This is a genomic window from Dyadobacter sp. AC419 (assembly GCF_979253085.1).
In genome coordinates this window covers 200,252-223,139 of record NZ_CEEDCD010000024.1, presented here as the reverse complement: position 1 = coordinate 223,139, position 22,888 = coordinate 200,252, and the positions used below count along the sequence as shown (strand labels likewise).

Genomic DNA, 22,888 nt, shown 5'->3' with positions numbered 1-22,888 from the left:
TACACCTAACAAAGCAATAGAGCAGGTTATGAAAGGAATTGTCAGACAAGGTATTTTTATATTAAGCATTGCTTTTTTCAGCATTCAGGCGCACGCGCAGCAACTTGCTCCGAAAGATTTTTCAGTAAAAGGCAAGGTGAAAAATGGTGCAAAAGGTGAGAAAGTAACATTGCTTCGCGCGACAGCCGGAGGATCTTCAATAAAGCTCGATTCTACGCAGCTTGGAGCTGACGGTTCGTTTGCATTAAAAGGCGTTGAAAACGATAGAGGCAGCTTTTTCGCAATCAACATTGCCGATCGTCAAAAAGTGACTCTTCTTGTGGAAGGTGGTGAAACATTCAATGTTGTTGCCGATGGAACGCCGAGAGACGAGAAAGGAAATGGCGGTAACGCTGAGATCACCGGTTCTAAAAACATGGAATATTACGATCAGATAGACAAGCTGATGCGGTCTTTCGCGGCCAAGGTGACGGGTTGGAATGAGGAATATGCCAAAGCAGAGGAGAAAAAGGACGCGAAGAAAATCCAGGAAGTGCAGCAGAATTTTGCCAAAGCAGATCAAGAGCGTTTAGACGTGATCAAGAAGCTTTTGCCAGAAATGGGAACATCATTGGTTGCACTTTTTACAGCAAACAACTTTTTAAGTCCGGATACGGACCTTGAAGTTTTGAAAAAGCTGGCGGACGACTACGAAAAAGTGCAGCCTACGCCAACATTAGCAAAAGGTTTTATTGGTCAAATTAAGAGGATTGCAGGCGTTGCAGTAGGACAGCAAGCGCCTGATTTTACATTGAATAGTCCGGAAGGAAAGCCGGTTGCATTGTCATCTTTGCGTGGAAAATTTGTTCTGATCGACTTCTGGGCTTCTTGGTGCGGACCTTGCCGGATGGAAAACCCGAATGTTGTGCGGATGTATGACAAGTTTAAGGACAAAGGATTTGACATTTACGGCGTTTCACTTGACGATAACGAAAAAGCCTGGAAAACGGCAATCGAGCGCGATAAATTGAAATGGCAGCACGGATCAGAACTGAAAAAATGGAATTCGGGCGTTGCGCAGAGTTATGGCGTAAATGCAATTCCAGCAACATTCCTGATTGATAAGGACGGGAAAATCATCGCCAAGAACTTACGCGGGCCGGCATTGGAAAGCAAGCTTACCGAATTGCTGGGCGCACAATGATAATAGATTAGATGTAGTTAAAAATCCGCAGGATCTGTTCTGCGGATTTTTTTTATGCACCCTGATCTTCCAGACTGTAAAAGAATTGCAAGGGATCGGGAAATCTGAAATCGTATTGATAATGCTGGCTGAATTTCTCAGCTGAAATAATCTTGAAATCCGGCTTCTCAGCGGAATCAGCGAATGTTGGTGCTTCCCAGCCGAATTGCGCGCAAGACGCTTCATACACTTCCCGTCGCGTGGTGTGCACGGGCGCCACAATGTTGAATGTCTCATTCAAAACACCCGCTTTCAGAACCGTAAGAATCATTTCCGCAGCGTCGTCCCGGTGAATGTAATTGACTGGAATTGAGCCCGTATCCATGTCTTTTTTACCCTGCACATATTTTCCCGGAATGCGAGTATAACCCAGCAAACCGCCGAGCCTCAAAATGCTGACATTCCGTCCGGGCCGTAATGCTTGCAGCAAATTTTCAGCTTCCACCATGTCCGGAGACGCAGATTGCTCTGGCGTTATAACATCAGCCTCGACAACAATGCGGTTTAGTTCTGGATAAATGCCCGTTGAACTGATAAAAATGAGATCTTTAATCGGAGACTTTTTTACTTGTTCAACGACTGCTGCAATCTGTTGCTGATAAAATCCCGGTTCATTTTTACTCAATCGCGGCGGAAGGGAAATGACTAGCATGTCCGCTTCAAAGAAAGATTGCAAAACACTTTGTTCAACCTCAAAATCGGGAGTTAATGGCAGCAAATAGCCCTCGATTCCCTTTTCTGCAAACATTGCAATCTTGTTTTCGGAGGTTGTGCTTCCTTTTATAGCCGATGTAATATGTTCTTCGCGCAGACGTTGAGCTAATGGAAATCCCAGCCAGCCGCATCCCAGAATGCTTATGCGCTTTTTTTCTAAATTTGAGCCTTTATCTATCATTTTAGTTGCTTAGCAATGATCCTTTCGAGAATTCTGCTGTTTTTTTGTTTAATATCAATGTGCTTAACTGCTTGTAACTCCGACAAACGCCAGGATGTCGATACGAGCACCGATGCTGTTAATCTGGTTTCCGAAAACCTTGATCAGGAGCTGCTTGCGTGCAAATCGGTTGAGGACGTTAAGGCTTTTCTTAATAAGCGTCCGTATTTGCTGCAAGTTTATTTCGCTGAGGCCCAAATGGATGCAAATCAACTGGCTGCCCATTTATTTAGCATTATACAAAATCCTGATTTCCGCGCTTTTAACCAGCAGCTGGACAGTTTAATCGGTGATCGCAAAGCAACGATTTTAAATCCATTAGGCGAAGCATTCAAGCAAATCAAATATCATTTTCCTGCATTTAAATCACCTAAAATTCAGTTCATAACCTCAGGATTTACCGGGACGGACTTATACATTTCCGACTCGCTTATCATCATCGGCATTGACTATTTTGGTGGCTCTAATGCAATGTATCGGCCAGATGTGTTTGATTATCAGCTTCGAAGATATCAGAAAGAATACATTGTGCCTTCCATTGTGTTTTTCGAATCCAATCAATTTAATAAAATGGATCCAGCCGATAATTCGCTGCTTGCGGATATGGTTGGTTATGGAAAGGGCTATGCTTTTGTGAAGCAAGTGATGCCTAATGCGGCCGACAGCCTTATATTGGGCTATTCAGCAGATAATCTGCGGCGAACTTACGCAAGCCAGCGCGACATTTGGGCTTATTTTATTTCAGGAAAGCTCTTGTATGAGAAAGTGGAGCTGAGGAAAAAGAAGTTTATTGAAGAAAGGCCATTCACAACGGAAATCGGGCCGAAAGTGCCTGGCGCCATCGCACGCTGGATAGGCTGGCGGATCGTTAACCGTTACAGAGCTGAAAATCCGGGCATAACCCTTGCCGAATTAATGGAAACGGATAACGCTGCCCAGATTTTGCAGGATTCGGGATATAACGGGGAGCCAGACGAAGAGGAGTAAGTTTTTTGCTTACTTTTGCGGCTGTCACTAAGATCCCAAAAAGCAGTTGATACCGTTTACGCTCATTATTTTCCTACTTCTTGTGCCTGGTTTCGTGGTCATCGGTGTTTATCTGGAACGCAAGGTGTCGGCATTCATTCAGGATCGGATGGGGCCAATGGAAGTGGGTAAATGGGGATTGCTGCAACTTTTTGCGGATTTGCTCAAATTGCTTCAAAAAGAAGACATTGTGCCCAAAGCGGCTGACCGCCGGCTTTTTCTGATCGCTCCGTTTGTCATCTTCGTTTCCGTTTTTGCAGGCTTTGCAGTTGTGCCGCTAGCACCTGATTTGGCCGGATCCGGCGCTTCTGTGGGTGTTTTCTTTTTACTAACCATTGTTTCCGTCGATGTGATCGGCTTGCTGATGGCGGGCTGGGGGTCCAATAATAAGTTCGCATTGTTTGGTGCAATGCGTGCAGTTGCTCAGATTATCTCCTACGAAATTCCTTTGGGATTATCCATTTTGTGCGTTGTAATGCTCACGCAAACGCTTGATTTGCAGCTGATGAGTTATCAGCAAGGCATTTATTCCAACGAGCCGGTTTTTCTTTTTGGAATAAAAGACCTGGGAATTGACGTGACCAATATTGGCGGTTTCTTATCCTGGAACATTGTCAGAAATCCCTTTTTATTACTCGCATACATTGTGTTTTTTATCGCCTCATTGGCAGAATGTAACCGGGCGCCTTTCGACTTACCCGAGGGCGAATCGGAAATTGTAGCCGGTTTTCACACGGAATATTCCGGAATGCGGTGGGCGTTGTTCATGCTTTCGGAATATGGCATGATGCTTCTTGTCTGTCTGCTAGGCGCAATATTGTTTTTAGGAGGCTGGAACACGCCATTTCCAAACATTGGTCCAATAAAACTAGCCGATTGGACAAGTGGAGAACCAGGAACCTGGTTTGGTTATATAACCGGAATTTTTTGGCTGCTAAGCAAAGCAATGCTCGGCATTCTCATTCAAATGTGGGCACGCTGGACACTTCCGCGGCTTCGCGTTGATCAGCTGATGTATCTGGGATGGAAAGTCCTGACACCAGTCGGACTGGTGCTTTTCTTCATTTCAGGCGTTTGGAGGCTGATTGGAATATAAAAAAAATCGCTTACTCAGCGATTTCTGCCCCGTCCAGAATGTAATTCATCTGGTAAATATCATCCGCATTCAATTTCAATGTTCCGACAAAAGTCAAACGTTCATCCGTCTTAAACTTACGTCCGTCTTTTTTCTTGAAATTCAACGTCATAACTGTCTCAGGACCAGCTCCGCCGCAAAAAAAACATGCGCTGAAAGGAAATGCAGAAAGCACATATAAATTGGCATCCAAGTCCACAGGAAGAATGTAGCCTGTAATAGAAACCTGCTGATTTTTCAGCTTCTGAACACTCGGCCCAAAAGTCGGGTGAAGCATATAAATAGATTCTTCGGCATACCATTTCTTCTTGAAAGTCACGTCGCGAAGCACTTCCCAGGTCACTTTTACTGGATTAGAAGCGGGTGTAAAAGCAAACAAAGAAGTTAAGCAGCAAAGCAATATTATGATTCTTACGGGTTTCATCAGCGCCTGATTTTGTCTTGGTTAGGATTTAACGAAGTAAACAAATTTACAAAGAATATCATTCCTCTGCCAGCGTCCGGGAGATATTCAGCCTGTAAATGCCCAGCGAAGGCAATGCTGACGCAAGAAAGCCAATTAGCAGCGCGGCAAAAAACAGATAGATTTCCTGCGGCAGAATTGTGAATTTCCGCAATGAATAATGGAAGTCTTCCTCCGCAGCTTTCGAAAACAGCCAAAGGCCGACCCGGCTCGCGATAATGCCAAAAACAAAACCGATCACGGCAAGCATTAATCCTTCCAATAAGAGCATCAGAAAAAGCCTTGTGCGTGTGGCGCCCATCGAAAGCATCAGCGCCATCTCGTATTTTCTTTCTTTCAGCGAATTATAAAGTGAAATGAAAACGCTCACGCCGGCAATGGTGATAATGATGATTGCAAGCGTACGAAGTGTTTCAATTCCGACGCCTAATAATGTAAAAAGCCGATTAATTTCAATGCTGGGCAATGCGGCCTGCATGGAAGTGTTCGCATTAATCTGTCGTGGAAGGGTGATGAGTCCCATCGGATTCCTGAATTGGATCAGTGCGCTAGTAACCTGCTTTTCTTCGGCTTCTTCGTGTTCGCCATGCTCTTCTTCATGCGCATGCACATCCCAAACGCTTGATAACCGCGTGATAATCAATTGATCAACAACTGATCCGCTTGGCTCGAAAATGCCGGTAACCTTGTATTTTTTCTCATCGTGCGCATCGCCTTGTGAGTCGAGTCCGTGGGAGCTGGCAAATGTATCACCGACTTTAAGACTGGATTGCGCCGCAACCTTACTGCCGATCGTAACTTCCATCGAAGCATTATAAAGTTGTCCCTTCGCCAGTTTTGCCTGGAAATGTTCCGTGTATTTTGGTGTCGTGCCCACAATCCGGAAGCCCTGATAACTGTCACCCATCGAAAGCGGGATCACGTTTTTGACAAATGGATTTTTGCGTAAAGCATCCACCTCTGATAACGGAACATTGCCCGTAGGCGCGTCGATTTGATAAATGCTTGATAAAATCAATTGCAAAGGACTTCCTTTCGCTCCGACAACCATATCGATTCCCCGAATGTTGCGGCGAAACTGCTCGTCCAGTTGCTTATTGAGCAAAAGCAGGAGGGAGATCATGCCGATGCCGAGTGTGAGCAGCAGCGCGCTTAAAAAACTGTTAAGCTTTTTATCTCTCAGATTAGCCAGACTTATTTTGAAAACATTCATGAATTACGGCGCGTTTTTTACAAAAAAACCTGGTTAGAAAATTCATCTTTCAGACGCTGATCATGTGTCACAACGATCAGACTGGCACCAATCGACGCAGATTGTTCCTTCAAAAGTGCGATGACTTTTTGCGTGTTGTTATCGTCCAGGTTGGAGGTCGGCTCGTCGGCCAGGATCACATTCGGATTGTTCATCAGCGAACGTGCGATGCTTACACGCTGCTGCTCGCCCTGGCTGAGCTGGGAAGTTTTTTTGTTCAAATGTTCTGCAAACCCAAGCTTTTCGGCCAGTAACCTTGCTTTTTGTTTGTTTTGGGGCTGGTCTGCCAGGTAATTTGACAGTAAAATGTTGTCCATTACAGACAGTGAGCTGACAAAATGAGGCTTTTGGTAAATAATGCCGATGCTTTTCGCCCTCGCCTTCGTTGCTTCTTCAGAAGAAAGCTTGCTCACCGGCTGTTGGGCAATGATGATCTCACCGGAATCAGGTTTCAGCAGCAATGCGAGTAAATGCAGCAATGTTGTTTTGCCTTTCCCGGATTGGCCGAGGATAAGCAGCGTTTCCCTGTCCTTGCAATGAATATCCGGAAAGCTGAACGTTTTTTGCGCGGAGTAAGCGAAACGAAGATTAGTGCTTGTAATCATTTAATAAGCATTTTTTCCATGCACAATGATAATGAAGTTTTGTTTCCTTTCCAGTCAAAAAGCTTGTTAATCGAAGTTGTAGACCTAATTCGTATGTTTCCCGATGACACAAAAGCTCGCCCATGTTTATCAATATTAAAAAGCTTTGCCGCTACAAATAAATCATTGGGAAATACGTTGAAATGGTGTTACACCCTGAATAAAACCAACAACTGTTCTATTTTTGCAAAAAATTGATCTTAAAAATGCGTAGAAAATCTGAATTGAAGAAAGTATCCGGAGCGGTGGCATTGATCATGACTTTTGGGCTTTTGTTTTTGAACCGGGACGCCCAAGCGCAGAGCAGGGGGATTTTTGTTCCGTATTCTACGGCAGGATTTGGAGTTGGAACTTCCAGCTATTTCGGAGATTTAGCTCCGTACAGAAGACCAATTGCTTCCACATTTAAAATGATGCGTTGGAGCGTTGGTGGAAACTACACACGCCACTTCACGCCACGTCTTGCAGCCAGGGCCAGTTTCATTTACGCCCGCATTGCAGGAGATGATTACATTATGAACAGAAGTTCGAAGCATGAAACCAACATTTTTTACGCTAGAAACTTACACTTCCGCAATGACCTGAAAGAATTCTCAGTTCAGGGGATTTTTAAATTAACACCCGATAACCGCAGTTATGACAGAAGGCCGCAATTCGGCACTTATTTGTTCGCAGGGATTGCATTAACGGCACATAATCCAAAAGCATTGGATTCTTTGAATGGTGACTGGATCAAATTGCAGCCATTGGGAACAGAAGGTCAGGGAAATGAAGGTTATGCAAAACCATATTCTTTGGTTCAGTTCGCTATCCCGGTCGGAATCGGCGTCCGTTACAAGATCAATTCAAAACTGGATATTTCTGCTGAGTTAGGGTTTAGAAAAACATTTACAGATTATCTGGATGACGCACACGGCAGTTATGCAGATCCTGCTTTGTTTGCTGACAATCCTACTGCACTTGCATTGAGCAATAGAACCAGAGAGCGTTATGCTGCAAGAAAAGGAGCGGACCGGACTGAGTCTTTGAAGAAATTTTTGACCGTGAATTACAATTTGACAGATGTTGGTGATCCGCTTGCCGTCTTACCGACAACGGGCTTTGGGGCTCCTGGAACAGATCGCGGAAACAGCCCGACTTACACGGACAATTACTTATTTGGTATGATCCATATCAACTATATGTTGCCGTCACAAATCAAATGTCCTCCATTAAGATAACTGAGACATCCATTGAAGTCTTTTTTGAAGTTTATTACTCGCAAATACTTGCTGTTTCAGATAACAGCGAGTATTTGTTTTTTTGTGGCCGTTGCCATCCCGGCATCAGCACAGAAAATTGAGGTCGGTGCCGGATTGGGTGCGCTCAATTATAAGGGAGACATTTCTCCGTCGCTCAGGCTGCGTTTTTTCAAGCCGGCCGGAAGCGTTTTCTTTCGTTATAACCCTACTCAGGCGCTTTCGCTGAGAGCAGAATTCATGGCCGGTGTCATTGGCGCTGACGATAAACACAGCAAAGATCCTTTCCAAAAAGTGAGGAACATGTCGTTCAAGTCCCGGATCTTTGAAGGAAACGCGGTTGCAGAATATAATTTCCTTAATTTTCAGGATCGTCGCTTTGCGGTTAACTGGGAGTCCCTATGTTTTTGGCGGCGTCGGTTATGCTAAATTTAATCCGGATGTGCAGACAACTGCTTATAAAACAAGCTCATTTGTGCTTCCCTATGGTGTCGGGATCAAATATCAGGTAAGACGTCCATGGAACATTGGAATAGAATATGGCGCGCGCAAAACCTTTACAGATTATCTTGATAACTTGGGTGGAGAGCCTGTTAATACTGATAAATTGCAGCAAGGCGATCCATCTCTAAAAGACAATTATTATTATTTGCGACTTTCCGTAACCTATACTTTTTACAAAATCGTTTGCCCCTGATCATATGAAAAGAATTTTCCTCATTGGTGTTGTTATACTGGCAGTCGGATTAGTTGGTTTTTTTGGATTAAGAAAATATACGAAGTCTTTTAGTCCGGAGGCTGTTGCCGAAACAACCGCAAATGGCGTCAGCGTCAAGGTCACATACAGCAAGCCCGGTAAAAAAGGGAGGTTGCTTTTTGGCAGGGAGCAGGACAAAGCGTTGCTGCCATATGGCAAAGTTTGGCGCACCGGCGCAAATGAAGCAACATTAATAGAACTCGGAAGCGGCCTTTCGATTGGAGGAAAACCCGTTAAGGAAGGCACATATTCACTTTACTCAGTGCCAGGACAAAGCACCTGGAAAATAATCTTAAACTCCGAAGTGGGCCAATGGGGAACGGAATACAATGACGGCAAAGACGTCCTTAATGCTGAAGTGCCCATTCGAATCAGACCCAAGGTGCAGGAATTGTTTGACATTTACTTTGAAGAAATACCCGGCGGCGTAAATATGGTTTTGAGTTGGGACCAGACAGAAGCACTCGTTCCCATCACCAAATAACCGTCTGCCTGCATTCCATTCTATGTTTGTCGAAGCGATTGAGAAAGTAGACCAGTTCACCCGTCCCATCCATTTCATACTCCGTTATTACACAGGCAGCGACATTGTGCCGGGGACAGCCACATTGTTTTTTGTAAATGAAGATGGTTTCGCCATAACCTGTCGGCACGTGGCGCAGCAGATTTATTACGCCAGCTCCATTTATGAGAATTATCTGAAATTCAAGAGTGAGTTACGGAAATTCGAAAAAGATCCCAGCCTGGAATCCCAGCGGCAATTTCTCGAAACGAAATACAAGATCAACGGGGACAATCCGATCCGGATTCTATATAATTTCATCAATTGCGTGACCGCATACAAGGGTCTGGCCATTCATCTGCATCCGACACAGGATCTGGCGATCATTCAGTTTCGTGATTTTGAAAGCAAGCAGTATCAGGGCTATGCGCGGTTTTTGAAAGATTCAAGGAGTGTAAAGCAGGGGAGATATTTGTGCCGGCTTGGCTATCCTTTTCCAGAATTTACAAATTATCAATTTAATAAAAACACAGGCGACATTGAATGGTTGAAGACCGGTCGCATCAACACGCCTAGCTTTCCGATTGACGGCATCATCACCAGGCACATTGGTGAAAGCAGCGGCGTCGTTGGCATTGAAATGAGCACGCCCGGCCTCAGGGGACAGAGCGGCGGGCCGCTTTTTGATCCCAATGGCACCATTTATGGATTACAAAGCTCCACCCGACATTTGCATCTTGGGTTTGACCAGGTTAACCGGGAGGTGATTACAGATGGTCACCGGAAAAGGGTTTCAAATTATCCTTTCCTGAATGTCGGTCAATGCGTGCACGTGGATGTGATCAAGCAGTTTCTCCGCGAAAAGCATGTTTCATTTTATGAAGCAGAAGCCTAGGCTACAAAATCAGCATTAACTCTTCCAGTCGCCGGATGTCGTAAGTTGGACTTTCGTCAAAGCGCAGTCCGGCTGGATTGTAATAAACCGTATCGATGCCGAATTGCTTCGCACCCATAATGTCCGCAATCCAGTTGTCGCCAATCATAATGCTCTCGGCGGGCACAGCACGTGCGGTTTCAAGCGCATAAGCGAAGATTTTCGGATCGGGCTTTTTAGCATTTGCCGTTTCAAACGTGATGATATTTTCGAAGAAGTGACCGATTTCGGAGCTCGCAATTTTCCTTGCCTGAATTTCATTGAAGCCATTGGTGATGATGTGCATCGCATATCCAGCCGAATTTGCGTAGTTTAGCAAATCCATTGCGCCTTCGAGCAGGTGTTTCTTATCAGGCAACGTCCGAAGGTAAGCTTCCCCAATCTCGGTATGGTTGGCAGGTAACTCAGCGCCAAGCTCCTCAAACACCATCTTGAACCGGTTCTCACGTATATAGGTATGGTGTAACTTTCCCTGATCGAATGCGTTCCAAAGTTGGGTGTTAATTCTTAAAAAAGACTGAATGAATGCATCCAATGAGGAAACGCCGTACTGGATCAGCGTAAGAGTGTGAAAAATTTCTTCCAAAGATTCCGAAGAATTTTTCTCAAAATCCCAGAGTGTATGGTCCAGATCGAAGAAAAGATGCTTGTATTTCATATCTGGTAAAAATTCAAATTATATTAGAAAAGTGAAATTTAATTTTTATTCGGGAAAAAACATAAATAAAAATTAAGAAGTGATCCAAAGCCCATCCATGGGACGTATGTCATTCGATAAGTTCTATTATTTATTGCAATAGCAACAGGAGAAACGTATAGAAGTAGAATATTCCTAAAAAGAGGGGTTTATTGTTAACAGTTGTTAATAGAATTTATTTTAGAAAAAAAAGAAACCCAAAGATTTGCAAATTATTTTTCAAATCTATTTCTTTGATATGTATAATTCAAAATATAGAAAAGACAGTTCAATATTTCACTAAACAGAAAGGAGAAACAATATCGACGAACCGCTCTACGTTAACTAAATCGAATAGTAAAAATGGAGAAAGTCCAAGTTAGCGACAGTGAGTTGGTAACATTGTATATCCGCGGTAATGAAAAGGCATTCGAAAAGCTTGTTCAGCGCCATAAATCAAGAATATACACCACTATTTATCTAATTGTCAAAGATCAGTATGTAGCCGAAGATTTATTACAGGATACATTTATTAAGGCCGTTGACACGATAAAAGGTGGTAGATATAATGATGAAGGCAAGTTCCTGCCATGGATCATACGTATCGCACACAACCTCGCCATTGATTATTTCAGACGCGATAAACGCTACCCCAATGTAGTATTTGAAGATGGAAGCAGTGTTTTCAATACGCTGGATTTTTCGGAAGATTCCGTAGAGTCAATCCAGATTCGTCAGGAAACACATGAGCAACTGCGGGAGATGATCCAGCGGTTACCTGATGTTCAGAAGCAGGTCTTGATCATGCGCCACTATGAGGACATGAGTTTTCAGGAAATTGCCGATGCAACAGGAGTGAGTATTAATACGGCATTGGGACGAATGCGTTACGCGTTGATAAACTTGCGTAAGCAATTCAACCAACGTGCCCCACAGTATGACAAAAACTTTTACTTACGATGATGTTGTAAGGTATTTATATGCCGAGACGACAGAGAATGAAAATGACCTGATTGTTGAGGCCCTAGCGCTTGACAATGATTTGATGAGCTTCTACCTGGACTCGCTTGATATTCAGAGCCAGATGGACAAAATCGTTCGGACTCCTTCGGATCAGTCGGTTTTAAAAGTTTTCAAATACTCTCAACAGTTTTCACCAAAAAGACCCACCGCTCTTTCTTTTTAAGAGGTGGGTCTTTTTTTATTAAAATCTGTAACCGGCCGTATGCCTTTACGGTCAGGATTCCTTTATGCTTAGAAAAGACCGATTCAAGTTCTTCCTGGAATACTTTACCATTAACTTTCCTGAGCCTGAAACCGAACTGCATTACGGCAGTCCTTATGAATTGCTTGTAGCAGTTGTTCTTTCTGCGCAATGCACAGACAAGCGTGTCAACATTGTTACGCCGCCGCTTTTCGAACGCTTCCCCGATCCACAGGCATTAGCGTCTGCAACCGTAGAGGAGGTTTTCAGCTATATCCGTTCCATTTCCTATCCTAATAACAAGGCTAAGCATTTAGTCGGTTTGGGTAGGATGCTTGTCGAGCAATTCAATTCCGAAATTCCTGCTTCGGTTGACGAGCTTCAAAAGTTGCCTGGCGTAGGACGTAAAACGGCTAATGTAATCGCTTCTGTGGTTTTCAACCAGCCCACGCTTGCTGTTGATACACACGTTTTTCGCGTTTCCCGACGACTCGGTCTGGTTCCCATGACAGCCACAACGCCGCTGGCCGTTGAAAAGGGATTGATGAAATATTTGCCTACTAACCTCGTTTACAAAGCGCATCACTGGCTGATTCTGCACGGACGCTATGTTTGCCTGGCCAGAAGTCCAAAATGCATGGAGTGCCCACTCTCACCATGTTGCAAATACTTTGAGAAAAATGTAAAAATGGAGCTTTTTCAACCTTGATTGCAACCTTTTTACATTTAGCTGAGTCTCTGTTAAAAGTATAAATTCCACTAATTTAAAGCACGAAGTAAAAAGAAATGAAGCGCATTAATTTATCATTGATCATCGTATTTGCCCTGCTGATCGGACTGTCGGGTTGTATGGATTCGGACAAAACGGATGATTCGGAAAAAGTAAAAGAAAATGAAACCGCGATTGAAAGCTATTTGAAAACCGATAGCCTTGGCTCAAAAGCAGTTAAAGACAGTTCCGGACTTTATTACATTATCCGCAAAGCAAACCCAACAGGCGAGCGTGCAAAAAGAGGCGACGCAGCAACAATCAAATACACCGGTTATCTGCTCGACGGGACCAAAGTTGTATCGTCTGTTGTTGACAGCAAAACCACGCTTAGCTTCCCGGTTGAAGGTTATATTTACTGGGCCGGCATTGAAAGAGGGATTTTCCTGATGAAAACGGGAGAAACGGCAACTTTCTTTTTGCCATTTTACCTTGCTTCCGGCAATGTGGATAAGGTGAACATTCCAGCTTATTCTCCGATCCGTTTGGAAGTTGAATTTATCAAAACCCGTTCGGAATCGCAGCAAATTGAGGATTATATCACGGCGAAAAACTTTAAACCATCAGAAAGATTGACTGACAACCTGGTATTAATCCGCACGAGCACGCCGCCGGTTACGGGTGATACATTGGGTTCAGGAAAAACGGTCAATGTTAAATATATCGGCAAAACACTTGATGACGTGAAGTTTGGTGAAGGCTCAATGTCTGTTACAACCGGAACGAACAACAATATCAAAGGATTTGACCGGGCCATCCGCAGAATGCGCCTGAAAGAAAAGGCGATTGTTATCTTCCCTTCTGCACTCGGTTACGGCAAAAATGGAAACGGTTCAATCGTTCCCTACGCACCACTTCAATTCGAGATCGAAGTATTACCGTAAATGTTCTATATCAGTTAAATTTGAAAGTGTCCGCGGAGTTAATTCGCGGGCATTTTTTATTTCAACAGCTTCAAAATCAGTTGCGTAACCCTTTCGACATCCTCCGAAGATAAGCTTGAACCGGACGGCAAACAGATTCCGGTTTGGAACAATCGTTCTGAAATGCTTCCTCCAAAGTAAGGCGCGTCTTTGTAGACAGGTTGCAAATGCATGGGTTTCCAAATTCGTCTTGACTCAATGTTGTGACTTTCTAACATTTCGCGAAGGCACTCCGGTGACAACCTTGTCAATTTCGTATCCAATGTCAGCGCTGTAAGCCAGCGATTCGATACGCAATTCCCTGGTTCTTTTTGAAAATTCAATCCGGGGATAGTTTCTAAGGCGGTTTTATAAAAATAAAAGTTAGCCCTTCGCTGCGCAACGCGCGCTTCGACCGCCTCCATTTGTCCCAATCCGATTCCAGCGCAAATGTTGCTCATGCCATAGTTGTAACCGATCTGCGAATGTTGATAATAGGGCACATTGTCACGGGCCTGCGCGGCTAAAAACCTTGCTTTGTTTATCAATTCTGAATTGTCTGAGAGCAGCATGCCGCCCGCAGATGTGATGATGATTTTGTTTCCGTTGAATGAGAAAATGCTCATCAGGCCAAAAGAACCGATCTTTCTCCCTGAATAAGTTGAGCCCAACGCTTCGGCCGCATCTTCAATCAAAGGAATTTCATAGTAATTGCAGATGGCCAAAATCTCCGTCAGCAAAGCGGGCATGCCATATAAATGCACGATAATGACCGCTTTCGGCTTTTTGCCTATTTTAATGAAGTGTACAAGTGCTTCTGTTAAAGCTTGCGGGCAAATGTTCCAGGTTAAAGCTTCGCTATCGACAAAAACAGGCGTTGCACATTGATAAACAATCGGATTGGCGCTCGCAGCGAATGTGAGCGACTGGCAGATTACAATATCTCCCTTTTTAATGTTCAGTGCGAGCAAAGCAAGATGCAGCGCCGCCGTTCCCGACGACACTGCTGCGGCATAATTTCTCCCGACATATGACTGCACTTTTTCCTCAAAAGCATCAACATTAGGCCCGACGGGTGCGATCCAGTTTGCTTCAAAAGCCTGCCGAATGTAAGTCATTTCCGTTCCGCTCATGTGCGGTGGCGAAAGCCATATTCTCTTTTCCATAGTGTGTTTATTTAATGATTCTGGCAGGGATTGCCATATGCAGTTGCTCCGTCGGGAATGTCCTTTGTCACAACGCTTCCTGCGCCGATAATGCAGTTTTTACCAATAGTAACATTTGGAATAATCACACTTCCGGCGCCAATAAGCGTGCATTGTCCAATGCTGACTCCACCACAAACAACAGCTCCCGGCGCAACTTGCACGTAATCAGCGATAATGCAATCGTGCTCTATAATAGCGCCCGTGTTAACAATAACATGGCGGCCAATAATCGCCTCGGGCTGAACAACTGCTCTATGCAAAATGACTGAGCCTTCACCAATTGAAATTTGCTTATTAACAAGCGCGGACGGATGAACAACATTCCCGAAATGATGACTCAGCCGCTCAGAAAGCAGTTTTCTAATAAAATTATCTCCAACAGCAATGATCAAAAGTTCCTCCAAGTGCACCTTATGATCGTATGGTTTTACACTAATATTGCTCAGCGAATGTTTTGCAAGATCATCGTCAAAAATCGCCATCACTTCTTCGTTACAATCCTGCAAAGTGCTTAGCACAACCTTGGCGTGCCCGCCTGCTCCGTAAATCAGCATAATGTGTGTTTTGGTAAAATTATCCTTTAAACCGTTCAAATTCTGACAGCGGGTTTACATTCTTTTGCCTCAAAACATTGAAAAACGTCATCCACAAAATCTTCATATCCAGCCCAAATGACCGGTTCCTTACATACCAGATATCAAATTCAAATTTCTCTTCCCAGCTGATTGCATTGCGTCCATTGACTTGCGCCCAGCCCGTTATGCCGGGCAAAACGGCATGGCGGAGTCGCTGATCTGGATTGTATAATTTCAAATATTCAGGAAGCAATGGCCTCGGCCCGACCAGGCTCATGTCACCTTTGAGCACATTCCACAGCTGCGGGATTTCGTCTAATGAAGATTTGCGCAAAAATCGTCCGTTTCGGGTTATTCGATGGGTTCCGTCGTTCGCTAATGTTCTGAATTTAAACAGGATGAATAACCTTTCCTTCAGTCCTGGCCTGGATTGTAAGAAAAGCGGTTTGCCATCGGTTTCGTGCCAAATCATTATTGTGATATAAACCAAAAGCGGCGACAGGATGATTAGTCCTGCCGCCGCCATAATGATGTCAAATATTCTTTTTCCTATTCTTAAATAAACAGCATTAAATGCATCAGAAAATCTCCGGATAACGATCCGGATTTGCTTCCCGCATGATTCTGTAAGCTGTTTCAAAAACATCATCTGCATTAGGTTTGGAAAAATAATCGCCATCTGAGCCGTAAGGCGGACGGTGATCTTTTGCTGCAATGGTTGTCGGCGCGGAATCGAGCCAGCGGTAAACATTCTGCTTTTCCACGACCTGCTGCATCATATAAGCAGAGGCGCTTCCTGGCAAATCTTCATCCGCAAAAATTACCCGGTTCGTCTTTTTGACCGACTCACCAATTCGGCCGTTGATATCAAAAGGCAGCAATGTTTGCACATCGATCACCTCAGCCTCAATGCCGGATTTATGCAATTGCACAGCAGCTTCCATTACTATACGGCACATTGAACCATAGGTAACGATCGTAATGTCATTTCCTTCACGAATTATTTCCGGTTCGCCTAATGGCAGGCAGATTTCGCCGATATTATCTGGAAGAATTTCTTTCTGGCGATATGAATTCAAAGGTTCAACGACCAATGCAGGGTCATCGCCTTTGATCAATGTGTTATAAAATCCAGCGGCCTGAACAAAGTTTCTTGGCACGATCACGTGCATTCCGCGGATACTGCTCAGCATCGTTCCCATCGGCGAGCCTGAGTGCCAGATCCCTTCGAGCCTGTGCCCGCGTGTACGAACGATCAGAGGTGCTTTTTGCCCGCCAGCTGTGCGGTAACGCAATGTTGCCAGGTCGTCTGTCAATGTCGCCAGTGCGTAATAGATATAATCGAAATATTGAATCTCAACAATGGGTTTCAAACCGCGCATGGCCATCCCGATTCCTTGTCCAACAATGGTGGCTTCACGGATGCCGGTGTCGGTGATACGCAACTCACCGAATTTCTCCTGCAAGCCCGCAAGTCCCTGATTTACATCACCAATGAAACCGACATCTTCGCCTAAGGCCAGAACGCGCGGATCTTTTTCTAAAAGTGCATTGAAGAATGACCTGATGACTTCCCGGCCGTCCACAGTCGGACTTTCGTCTGAATATGCCGGTTGGATTGGCTCGACATTTAATGGAGATTCAGCAGATTCGCTGTAAAGATGCGTGCTGAAACGCTGTCCATTGTCTCTGAGACTGTTTTGCAGTGATGCTTTCAGCGCATCTTTCATTGGATTATCCTCTCTTCCAAGCAATCGCAAAGCTTTCCGGACACTGGAAACCATATCCCTTCTTACAGGCAAATAGGTTTTGGTCAATTCAACGATGATGTTGCTCAGCTCATCTGAGAATGCGCTGGACCGCATTGTATCCTGCAAAAGCTGGACAGTTTCCAGATATTCTTTATCAAGATCCTTTCGATATGCCTGCCAAGCCTGGTTGCGCGCATTGCTGGCAGTTTCTTTGGCCTCAACCTCTATTTGTTCAAGTTCTTCGTCTGTGGCGTAACCGTTTTGTAAAATCCAGTTCCGGAAGAGAATGTTGCAGTCGCGCTCATTTTCCCATTTGAGGCGCTGTTTGGATTTATATCTTTCGTGGGAACCCGATGTTGAATGTCCTTGTGGCTGCGTAAGCTCGGTAACATGGACTAAAACAGGAATTTGCTCTTCCCGGCAAAGTGCCGCAGCGCGTTGGTAAGTCTCTATAACGGCTGGATAATCCCATCCTTTTACAGTAAAAATTTCCAACCCAAGCTCTTCCTCATTGCGTTGCAAACCAGCCAGCGCCTTCGAAATGCTTGATTTCGTTGTTTGATATTCAACAGGAACGGAAATACCGTAACCATCGTCCCAAACCGAAGTAAGCAGGGGAATTTGCAAAACGCCTGCCGCATTCATGGCTTCCAGAAACATTCCCTGAGAAGTGGAGGCGTCGCCGATTGTGGCAAAAACAATTTCATTTCCCTGCCGCGTGAAGTTGGTCAGATATTGCAGGTCTTTATTTTTTCTAAACAGTTTGGAAGCATAAGCAAGTCCAACAGCCCTTGGAATCTGTCCGGCAGTTGAAGATATATCACAGACCGAATTGTAGATTTTTGTCTGATCCAGCCATTGGCCTTCTTCATCAAGCCAGCGCGTAGAAAAATGGCCGTTCATGGATCTGCCGCCCGTGCTTGGCTCGTGTTCAAGATCCGCATGGGCGTACATTTGAGCAAAAAATTGTTGCCAAGTAATGTTGCCGAGAGCCGCCTCAATGGTCTGGTCGCGGTAGTAACCCGAGCGATAATCGCCCATCTTAAATGCCCTCGCTAATGCAATCTGGGCCACTTCTTTTCCATCTCCAAAAATGCCAAACTTAGATCGGCCGCCCATAGTATCCTTCCTTCCCAGCAAACTCACCTGACGACTTTCGCAAGCAAGGCGATAGTCTTGGATGATACTCTCCTTACTCAATACACTGGAACCGGTCAAACTATCATTTTGAAGCATAAGCAAAATTTACTTGGATTATTATCCGTAGTTAAATTACGTTTTTTTGAATGCAAGCCAAAATTATGCAGGAAAATAATAAACATCGCCCTGGGACGTATAACTTTTGACAGCATTGTTAATATTGGTTAATGATTATTAATTTTAAGTTTTATAACTTAATCTTGTTTGGTAGTTACTTTTTTCACCACTAAATGTCTAGTTTCTATTATGAAAGTATTTTTTTCGGCGCTGGTTTTATTGGTAGGCCTCTCCACCGTTAGTTTTGCGCAAAAAGGTGTTTTGAAATTCAAAGAAGAAACACACAAATTCGGCAAAGTACCACAAGGAACTCCTGTTACGCATGAGTTTGTGTTTACCAATACAGGTTCTGATCCTGTTGTGCTTTCCAATGTAACTGTATCTTGCGGATGTACTACGCCAGTTTGGTCGAAAGATCCCGTTCTTCCAGGTAAAACTGGTTCTGTTAAAGCAACATTCAATGCAGCAGCAGCAGGTCCTTTTAACAAACCTGTAACTGTTTTCAGCAACACTGAAGGTGGTTCAATTACACTTTATCTGAATGGTGAAGTTGTTCCAAAAGCAGCAGCAGCAAAATCTTCTAAATAATCAGTCAAGATTATTTGTAAAAAAGGCCGTTCTGATCCAGAACGGCCTTTTTTATGCCTTTGTGTGAATAATGTTAATAAGCAGAGCGGTCGTAGAACGAGCGGCGGCGTGTCACTTTCAAATCTTGCAGAATAGCCGATTTTACTTTCAAAGTAAAGTTGTAATTGCTTACACGTGAAGCACTTCCCGCAAATGGTGTCCAGCTGAAACTCATATCCCAGCAGTGCAGATCCCGATAAAGGGTTAATGATGTGATCGTTGGCTCAAAAGCAGTAAAATCAAAACCTGTATTAACACTCACCTTGAAGTTTTTAGACAAGCTAAGATCACCCGTAACCTGAATTGCCTGAATAAGTTGCGCATTCGAAAGGCCGGTTTTCGTTAAGCCAAAGTTGTAGTTAAGCGACACATTCCAGGGAATGTTAAAATCGACATACAATTCAGGATTTTGTGCGATAAATTCACGCTGCTCCTGGGTTGCTGTTGTCGTTCCGTCGGCGGCCGGTGCAGCTGTTTTCGATTTGTCGGAGCTTTTAGGAGCAAAACTTGTCCCCAGTGTAAAGCCAAGATTTTGAAGATTTGCCAGGCCTTGACCTTGCGTAATGGCATATTTATTAACCCTCGTTCCGATCTGATTGCCTAAAATCCTTGGATTCGCCTCATAAGCATAAGGATCCAGGTTCATATTGAAGTTCAAGTTCAGGTTTTTACCAATTCTTGCATTGGCATTGACCGTAATATTCGACAAGTTAAGCGAATCCGCAAGCAGGTTATAATTACCGCCCAAGCTCAGGTTATCCAGCAATGACACCTTCTCAAACTGCTGCGCAGCCGTATCACTTTTCGTTTTCAGCTTCATTTCAAATGAGTTGTTCAAGCTGAATGAAACTACACTCGAAGCCCGTCCATTGCTCACGCCGGTTCCCACACCGCGAAATCTGGAAAGTGAATATTCCCGGTCGTCCAGTCCGCGGTTTTTTAAGGTTACTTTTTGATAAAAACCAAATGCATCACCCGTAAAATCAGGTGTATAAGTAAATGATAATGAAGGGATAACTGTATGCCGGATCGCTTCCAGGCGCTTTCCTTTAACAAAGAACGTTCCGTAAAAACGCGTGTTTACGCCCGCTCCGAAGTTATACGAATATTCCGTTCCTACTTGTCTTAATGTATCAATGCGAACCCGGTTTCTTTCAACCGAATAATTGTATTGCTTGGTGAAAACCTCTCCTTGCAATGACAAACTTGGCGTAACATTGATAAAGCGTAAAACCTTGAAGTTAGGAAGTGAAATCGGAAGACTATAACGGCCCGTGAACTGCGCATCCCGTAACATTTCAGGAAGGTTAGCAAGGTTAAATTGCACCACTTTTGTCGTCAAGCGGCTTGGATCAAAGTCGTTTACGATTGAAAACCCGAGCGATGCAGAAGAGGTGTCAATAGGGGTTAATGAGTTTGTAAGGGCATAATTACCGCTAAAATCAAGTCCTAGCCGGAAGCTTTCATACCAGCGTCCTCTGCCGCCTTTCAATGCAAAAGGAGCAATCTGGTTCACACCAAAACTGAAATCAGTTGAAACGTTTGTCTTACCATTCTTTCTCCTGTTGTTCGGATCGGTCTGGTCGACTTGTCCAAAGTTCTGGTTCACGCGCAAACTACCCGCTGCACGCATAAACTGCCCGAATGTGCGGTTATATTGAACGGACGAGCTGGCAACATTGGAAATGTATTTATTTGTTTCAAACTCCTGCAACTGGTTGTAACTGTTGCTCTGCACATTAACGTTTGCAGAAAACTGGGAATTTCCTCTCGGCCTTGGCGCATGCGACCACACAATGCTGAAATCGTTGGCCGTGTTGCGACCGAGATCTCTGTCAACCTCATCACTCGATTTGTTCCGGTTGAATCTCAGACTCAGGTTTCCACTATACTGGTAACGCCTGAGATAAGTCGAGGCAAGTCCTAAACCCCAGCTTCCGGTTGAATAAATCTGACCGGTCAGGGAAGCATTCACAAATTCATTAATCGCAAAATAATAACCGCCTTCCCGGAGATAAAAACCGCGTCCATTGGGTTCCTCGCCATAAGTTGGGAAAAGAATTCCGGAAGTCCCGTTCTCTTTTTTCTTTGGAAAAGGGAAAAAACCGAAAGGCAACGCGATAGGCAAAGGCACGTCGCTGATCACAAGATTAAACGGGCCGGAAATGACCTGTTTTTTGTTAACCATCTTGATCTTAGGCGCATTAATGTAATAATGGGGATGCGTCAGGTTACAGGTCGTGTACATGGAGTGGCGAATGTAGAAATTCCCTTCCGCATCTTTTTTTACCTTTTCTCCCCGAATGTTCCCGTCGCCTTCTTGTGTGATAATGCCTTGAATTAGAGCCTTTTTCGATTTGAAATTGTATCGGATCTCTTTGGTATTATACGTTTCAGGTCCATCCTGAAATATAGGATCGCCAATTGTTTTCTTGGAAGTAGAATCTTCGGGATCGGGCGTTCCGATGGCGTAAACTTCGTTGGTGACCCAGTTGAGCCGGATGTAACTGGCTTTCAGATTAATGGTCCCGTAAGTCACTTCCGCATTGCCGTACAAATGCACTTGTTTCAAAACGGCATCCATGATTGTGGAATCCTCAGCCGTATATTGCACTGTACTTTGCAGGTCATCAGGATTGGATAATGTATCCGTTGCCGTGGAGTCTGCGGTTAAGCCTCTGTTAGTGAGAGAAGTATCGCCCGGTGTAACTGCACCATTAAGGGACGCAGCATTCTTCCCGGCACCGGTTGTGTCGGCGCCAGATTGTTTTTTTACAGCAAGAAGAGAGTCCGCTGATTGCTTTGCAGAAGTTGTAACGTTCGGCTTGCCCTGATTTTTCCCGGACCTCTTGGTGCGTTGCTGTACACAGGCGACTGTGCTAAAGATGAGAAACGCTGCCACTACTGACGATATAATAATCGCCTTTCTTTTCAGTTCTAACAAATAGCGTATTTTTGCATAACGAATTTCAAAATTAGCAGAGAAACCTCTAACGAGTAACGCCCTAATTAAAAAATAATGTTAAAAGTTCTTAAATTAGTAATTGTCGCAAGCACCCTTTTTGCAAGTCTCGCTTTTGTATTCAAAAATGACCCCGCGCCCGCAAAATCAAGTAAAGTTAATACTGTTGTCATTGATGCCGGCCATGGTGGAAAAGATCCCGGAACCCGCGGACGCGTTACCAAAGAAAAAGACGTTGCATTAGCAGTTGCACTTGAACTTGGGCGTAAGATCAAAGAGGAGACACCGGACGTAAAAGTACTATTTACCCGATCAACTGACGTATTTATTGAGTTAGGCGAGCGCTCTGCATTTGCAAACCGCAACAATGCAGACCTTTTCATCTCGGTTCACTGCAATGCCACACCCAGCTCGAGGTCGGTGCGAGGAACGGAAACATTCGTGATGGGGTTGCATAAAACGCAAGGAAACCTTGACGTTGCGAAGCGTGAAAACTCGGTTATCTTACAGGAAACGAACTATAAGCAGAAATACAAGGGCTTCGATCCCAATTCACCACTGGCACACATTATGCTGGCCAATTACCAAAGTGCATTTATTTCCAGCAGCCTTCGCCTTGCCGATTTAATCGAAAAGAAATTTCAATCTGTTTCAGACCGGGACAGCCGCGGCGTTAAACAAGCCGGGTTTCTGGTGCTGGAGATGCGCTATGCCAGCGGTTTTGATCGAGACGGGTTTTTTATCCACACCCGATGAAGAAGAATATCTGGGATCAGAAGACGGTCAGAGAGAGGTTGCAGAGTCAATACATCAGGCATTTATGGCCTACAAAAAAGATATGGACCGCTGA

The 22,888-nt window shown here is 44.3% G+C and carries 23 protein-coding genes and 1 pseudogene; 14 read left to right on the top strand and 10 right to left on the bottom strand.

The annotated features are described in order from the left end of the window. Positions 1-28: 28 nt before the first annotated feature. Entirely contained in the window at positions 29-1,183 is a 1,155-nt protein-coding gene (locus tag AC0IYG_RS23295) for a peroxiredoxin family protein (RefSeq protein WP_471713465.1), read from the top strand. A gap of 52 nt (positions 1,184-1,235) precedes the next feature. Here AC0IYG_RS23295 and AC0IYG_RS23290 read toward each other — a convergent pair whose 3' ends face one another. Next, positions 1,236-2,117, bottom strand: a complete 882-nt coding sequence (locus AC0IYG_RS23290) for a Rossmann-fold NAD(P)-binding domain-containing protein (protein WP_471713464.1) — start codon at positions 2,115-2,117, stop codon at positions 1,236-1,238. A 15-nt stretch (positions 2,118-2,132) separates the two neighbouring features. Here AC0IYG_RS23290 and AC0IYG_RS23285 point away from each other — a divergent pair, with 15 nt between their 5' ends. Together AC0IYG_RS23285 and AC0IYG_RS23280 are read left to right on the top strand one after the other, a co-directional pair. Beyond that, positions 2,133-3,143 carry a gliding motility protein GldB-related protein gene (locus tag AC0IYG_RS23285; protein WP_471713463.1) on the top strand — a complete coding sequence of 337 codons (1,011 nt, stop codon included), beginning with the start codon at positions 2,133-2,135 and terminating at the stop codon, positions 3,141-3,143. 49 nt (positions 3,144-3,192) lie between these two features. Further along, complete coding sequence (locus tag AC0IYG_RS23280) at positions 3,193-4,278, top strand: complex I subunit 1/NuoH family protein (RefSeq protein ID WP_471713565.1); 1,086 nt, start codon at positions 3,193-3,195, stop codon at positions 4,276-4,278. A 10-nt stretch (positions 4,279-4,288) separates the two neighbouring features. Here AC0IYG_RS23280 and AC0IYG_RS23275 read toward each other — a convergent pair whose 3' ends face one another. Genes AC0IYG_RS23275 through AC0IYG_RS23265 form a run of 3 tightly spaced genes read right to left on the bottom strand, consistent with a single transcriptional unit; the run spans position 4,289 to position 6,637 of the window. Then, the gene (locus tag AC0IYG_RS23275) at positions 4,289-4,741 is read right to left on the bottom strand and encodes a YEATS domain-containing protein (RefSeq protein WP_471713462.1); all 453 of its coding nucleotides are present in this window, start codon (positions 4,739-4,741) and stop codon (positions 4,289-4,291) included. A gap of 58 nt (positions 4,742-4,799) precedes the next feature. Beyond that, the gene (locus AC0IYG_RS23270) at positions 4,800-5,993 is read right to left on the bottom strand and encodes an ABC transporter permease (protein ID WP_471713461.1); all 1,194 of its coding nucleotides are present in this window, start codon (positions 5,991-5,993) and stop codon (positions 4,800-4,802) included. A gap of 17 nt (positions 5,994-6,010) precedes the next feature. Beyond that, positions 6,011-6,637 carry an ABC transporter ATP-binding protein gene (locus AC0IYG_RS23265; protein ID WP_471713460.1) on the bottom strand — a complete coding sequence of 209 codons (627 nt, stop codon included), beginning with the start codon at positions 6,635-6,637 and terminating at the stop codon, positions 6,011-6,013. A gap of 245 nt (positions 6,638-6,882) precedes the next feature. Between AC0IYG_RS23265 and AC0IYG_RS23260 the strand changes: the two genes are divergently transcribed. From AC0IYG_RS23260 to AC0IYG_RS23240, 5 genes are all read left to right on the top strand, one after another. After that, positions 6,883-7,896 (top strand): DUF6089 family protein, encoded by a 1,014-nt coding sequence (locus tag AC0IYG_RS23260; protein ID WP_471713459.1) that lies wholly within the window; start codon positions 6,883-6,885, stop codon positions 7,894-7,896. 84 nt (positions 7,897-7,980) lie between these two features. Continuing rightward, positions 7,981-8,343 carry a DUF6089 family protein gene (locus tag AC0IYG_RS23255; protein ID WP_471713458.1) on the top strand — a complete coding sequence of 121 codons (363 nt, stop codon included), beginning with the start codon at positions 7,981-7,983 and terminating at the stop codon, positions 8,341-8,343. Continuing rightward, positions 8,240-8,611, top strand: a complete 372-nt coding sequence (locus AC0IYG_RS23250) for a DUF6089 family protein (protein WP_471713457.1) — start codon at positions 8,240-8,242, stop codon at positions 8,609-8,611. The genes AC0IYG_RS23255 and AC0IYG_RS23250 overlap by 104 nt, the downstream gene beginning before the upstream one ends. A gap of 4 nt (positions 8,612-8,615) precedes the next feature. Beyond that, on the top strand, positions 8,616-9,155 hold the full coding sequence (locus AC0IYG_RS23245) for a DUF2911 domain-containing protein (RefSeq protein ID WP_471713456.1): 540 nt from the start codon (positions 8,616-8,618) through the stop codon (positions 9,153-9,155). Between the two features lie 22 nt (positions 9,156-9,177). Next, positions 9,178-10,068, top strand: coding sequence for a trypsin-like peptidase domain-containing protein (locus AC0IYG_RS23240; RefSeq protein WP_471713455.1), 891 nt, complete (start codon positions 9,178-9,180; stop codon positions 10,066-10,068). 1 nt (position 10,069) lies between these two features. Here AC0IYG_RS23240 and AC0IYG_RS23235 read toward each other — a convergent pair whose 3' ends face one another. Beyond that, positions 10,070-10,765, bottom strand: coding sequence for a YjjG family noncanonical pyrimidine nucleotidase (locus AC0IYG_RS23235; protein ID WP_471713454.1), 696 nt, complete (start codon positions 10,763-10,765; stop codon positions 10,070-10,072). Between the two features lie 381 nt (positions 10,766-11,146). Here AC0IYG_RS23235 and AC0IYG_RS23230 point away from each other — a divergent pair, with 381 nt between their 5' ends. The 4 genes from AC0IYG_RS23230 to AC0IYG_RS23215 all read left to right on the top strand — a co-directional run bounded on the left by AC0IYG_RS23230 (position 11,147) and on the right by AC0IYG_RS23215 (position 13,640). Further along, positions 11,147-11,746 carry an RNA polymerase sigma factor gene (locus AC0IYG_RS23230; protein WP_026632052.1) on the top strand — a complete coding sequence of 200 codons (600 nt, stop codon included), beginning with the start codon at positions 11,147-11,149 and terminating at the stop codon, positions 11,744-11,746. Beyond that, positions 11,721-11,969 (top strand): hypothetical protein, encoded by a 249-nt coding sequence (locus tag AC0IYG_RS23225; RefSeq protein ID WP_471713452.1) that lies wholly within the window; start codon positions 11,721-11,723, stop codon positions 11,967-11,969. The genes AC0IYG_RS23230 and AC0IYG_RS23225 overlap by 26 nt, the downstream gene beginning before the upstream one ends. 64 nt (positions 11,970-12,033) lie before the next feature. Next, positions 12,034-12,696, top strand: coding sequence for an endonuclease III (gene nth, locus AC0IYG_RS23220; RefSeq protein WP_471713451.1), 663 nt, complete (start codon positions 12,034-12,036; stop codon positions 12,694-12,696). Positions 12,697-12,773: 77 nt separating this feature from the next. Beyond that, entirely contained in the window at positions 12,774-13,640 is an 867-nt protein-coding gene (locus AC0IYG_RS23215) for an FKBP-type peptidyl-prolyl cis-trans isomerase (RefSeq protein WP_471713450.1), read from the top strand. A 56-nt stretch (positions 13,641-13,696) separates the two neighbouring features. Here AC0IYG_RS23215 and AC0IYG_RS23210 read toward each other — a convergent pair whose 3' ends face one another. From AC0IYG_RS23210 to AC0IYG_RS23195, 4 genes are read right to left on the bottom strand one after another with little or no spacing between them, the layout of a single operon-like run. Continuing rightward, positions 13,697-14,824 carry a DegT/DnrJ/EryC1/StrS family aminotransferase gene (locus AC0IYG_RS23210; RefSeq protein WP_471713449.1) on the bottom strand — a complete coding sequence of 376 codons (1,128 nt, stop codon included), beginning with the start codon at positions 14,822-14,824 and terminating at the stop codon, positions 13,697-13,699. A gap of 11 nt (positions 14,825-14,835) precedes the next feature. Next, entirely contained in the window at positions 14,836-15,459 is a 624-nt protein-coding gene (locus AC0IYG_RS23205) for an acetyltransferase (protein ID WP_471713448.1), read from the bottom strand. Beyond that, complete coding sequence (locus tag AC0IYG_RS23200; protein ID WP_471713564.1) at positions 15,440-15,982, bottom strand: sugar transferase; 543 nt, start codon at positions 15,980-15,982, stop codon at positions 15,440-15,442. The genes AC0IYG_RS23205 and AC0IYG_RS23200 overlap by 20 nt, the downstream gene beginning before the upstream one ends. A 37-nt stretch (positions 15,983-16,019) precedes the next feature. Next, positions 16,020-18,428, bottom strand: coding sequence for an alpha-ketoacid dehydrogenase subunit alpha/beta (locus AC0IYG_RS23195; protein ID WP_471713447.1), 2,409 nt, complete (start codon positions 18,426-18,428; stop codon positions 16,020-16,022). A gap of 210 nt (positions 18,429-18,638) precedes the next feature. Here AC0IYG_RS23195 and AC0IYG_RS23190 point away from each other — a divergent pair, with 210 nt between their 5' ends. Then, positions 18,639-19,037 (top strand): DUF1573 domain-containing protein, encoded by a 399-nt coding sequence (locus AC0IYG_RS23190; protein WP_471713446.1) that lies wholly within the window; start codon positions 18,639-18,641, stop codon positions 19,035-19,037. Between the two features lie 73 nt (positions 19,038-19,110). Here the strand turns inward: AC0IYG_RS23190 and AC0IYG_RS23185 are convergent, their stop codons facing one another. Beyond that, positions 19,111-21,978, bottom strand: coding sequence for a putative LPS assembly protein LptD (locus AC0IYG_RS23185; RefSeq protein ID WP_471713445.1), 2,868 nt, complete (start codon positions 21,976-21,978; stop codon positions 19,111-19,113). Positions 21,979-22,095: 117 nt separating this feature from the next. On the opposite strand from AC0IYG_RS23185, the pseudogene AC0IYG_RS23180 reads away from it, so the two are divergent. Continuing rightward, positions 22,096-22,888: pseudogene (locus tag AC0IYG_RS23180) on the top strand (N-acetylmuramoyl-L-alanine amidase family protein).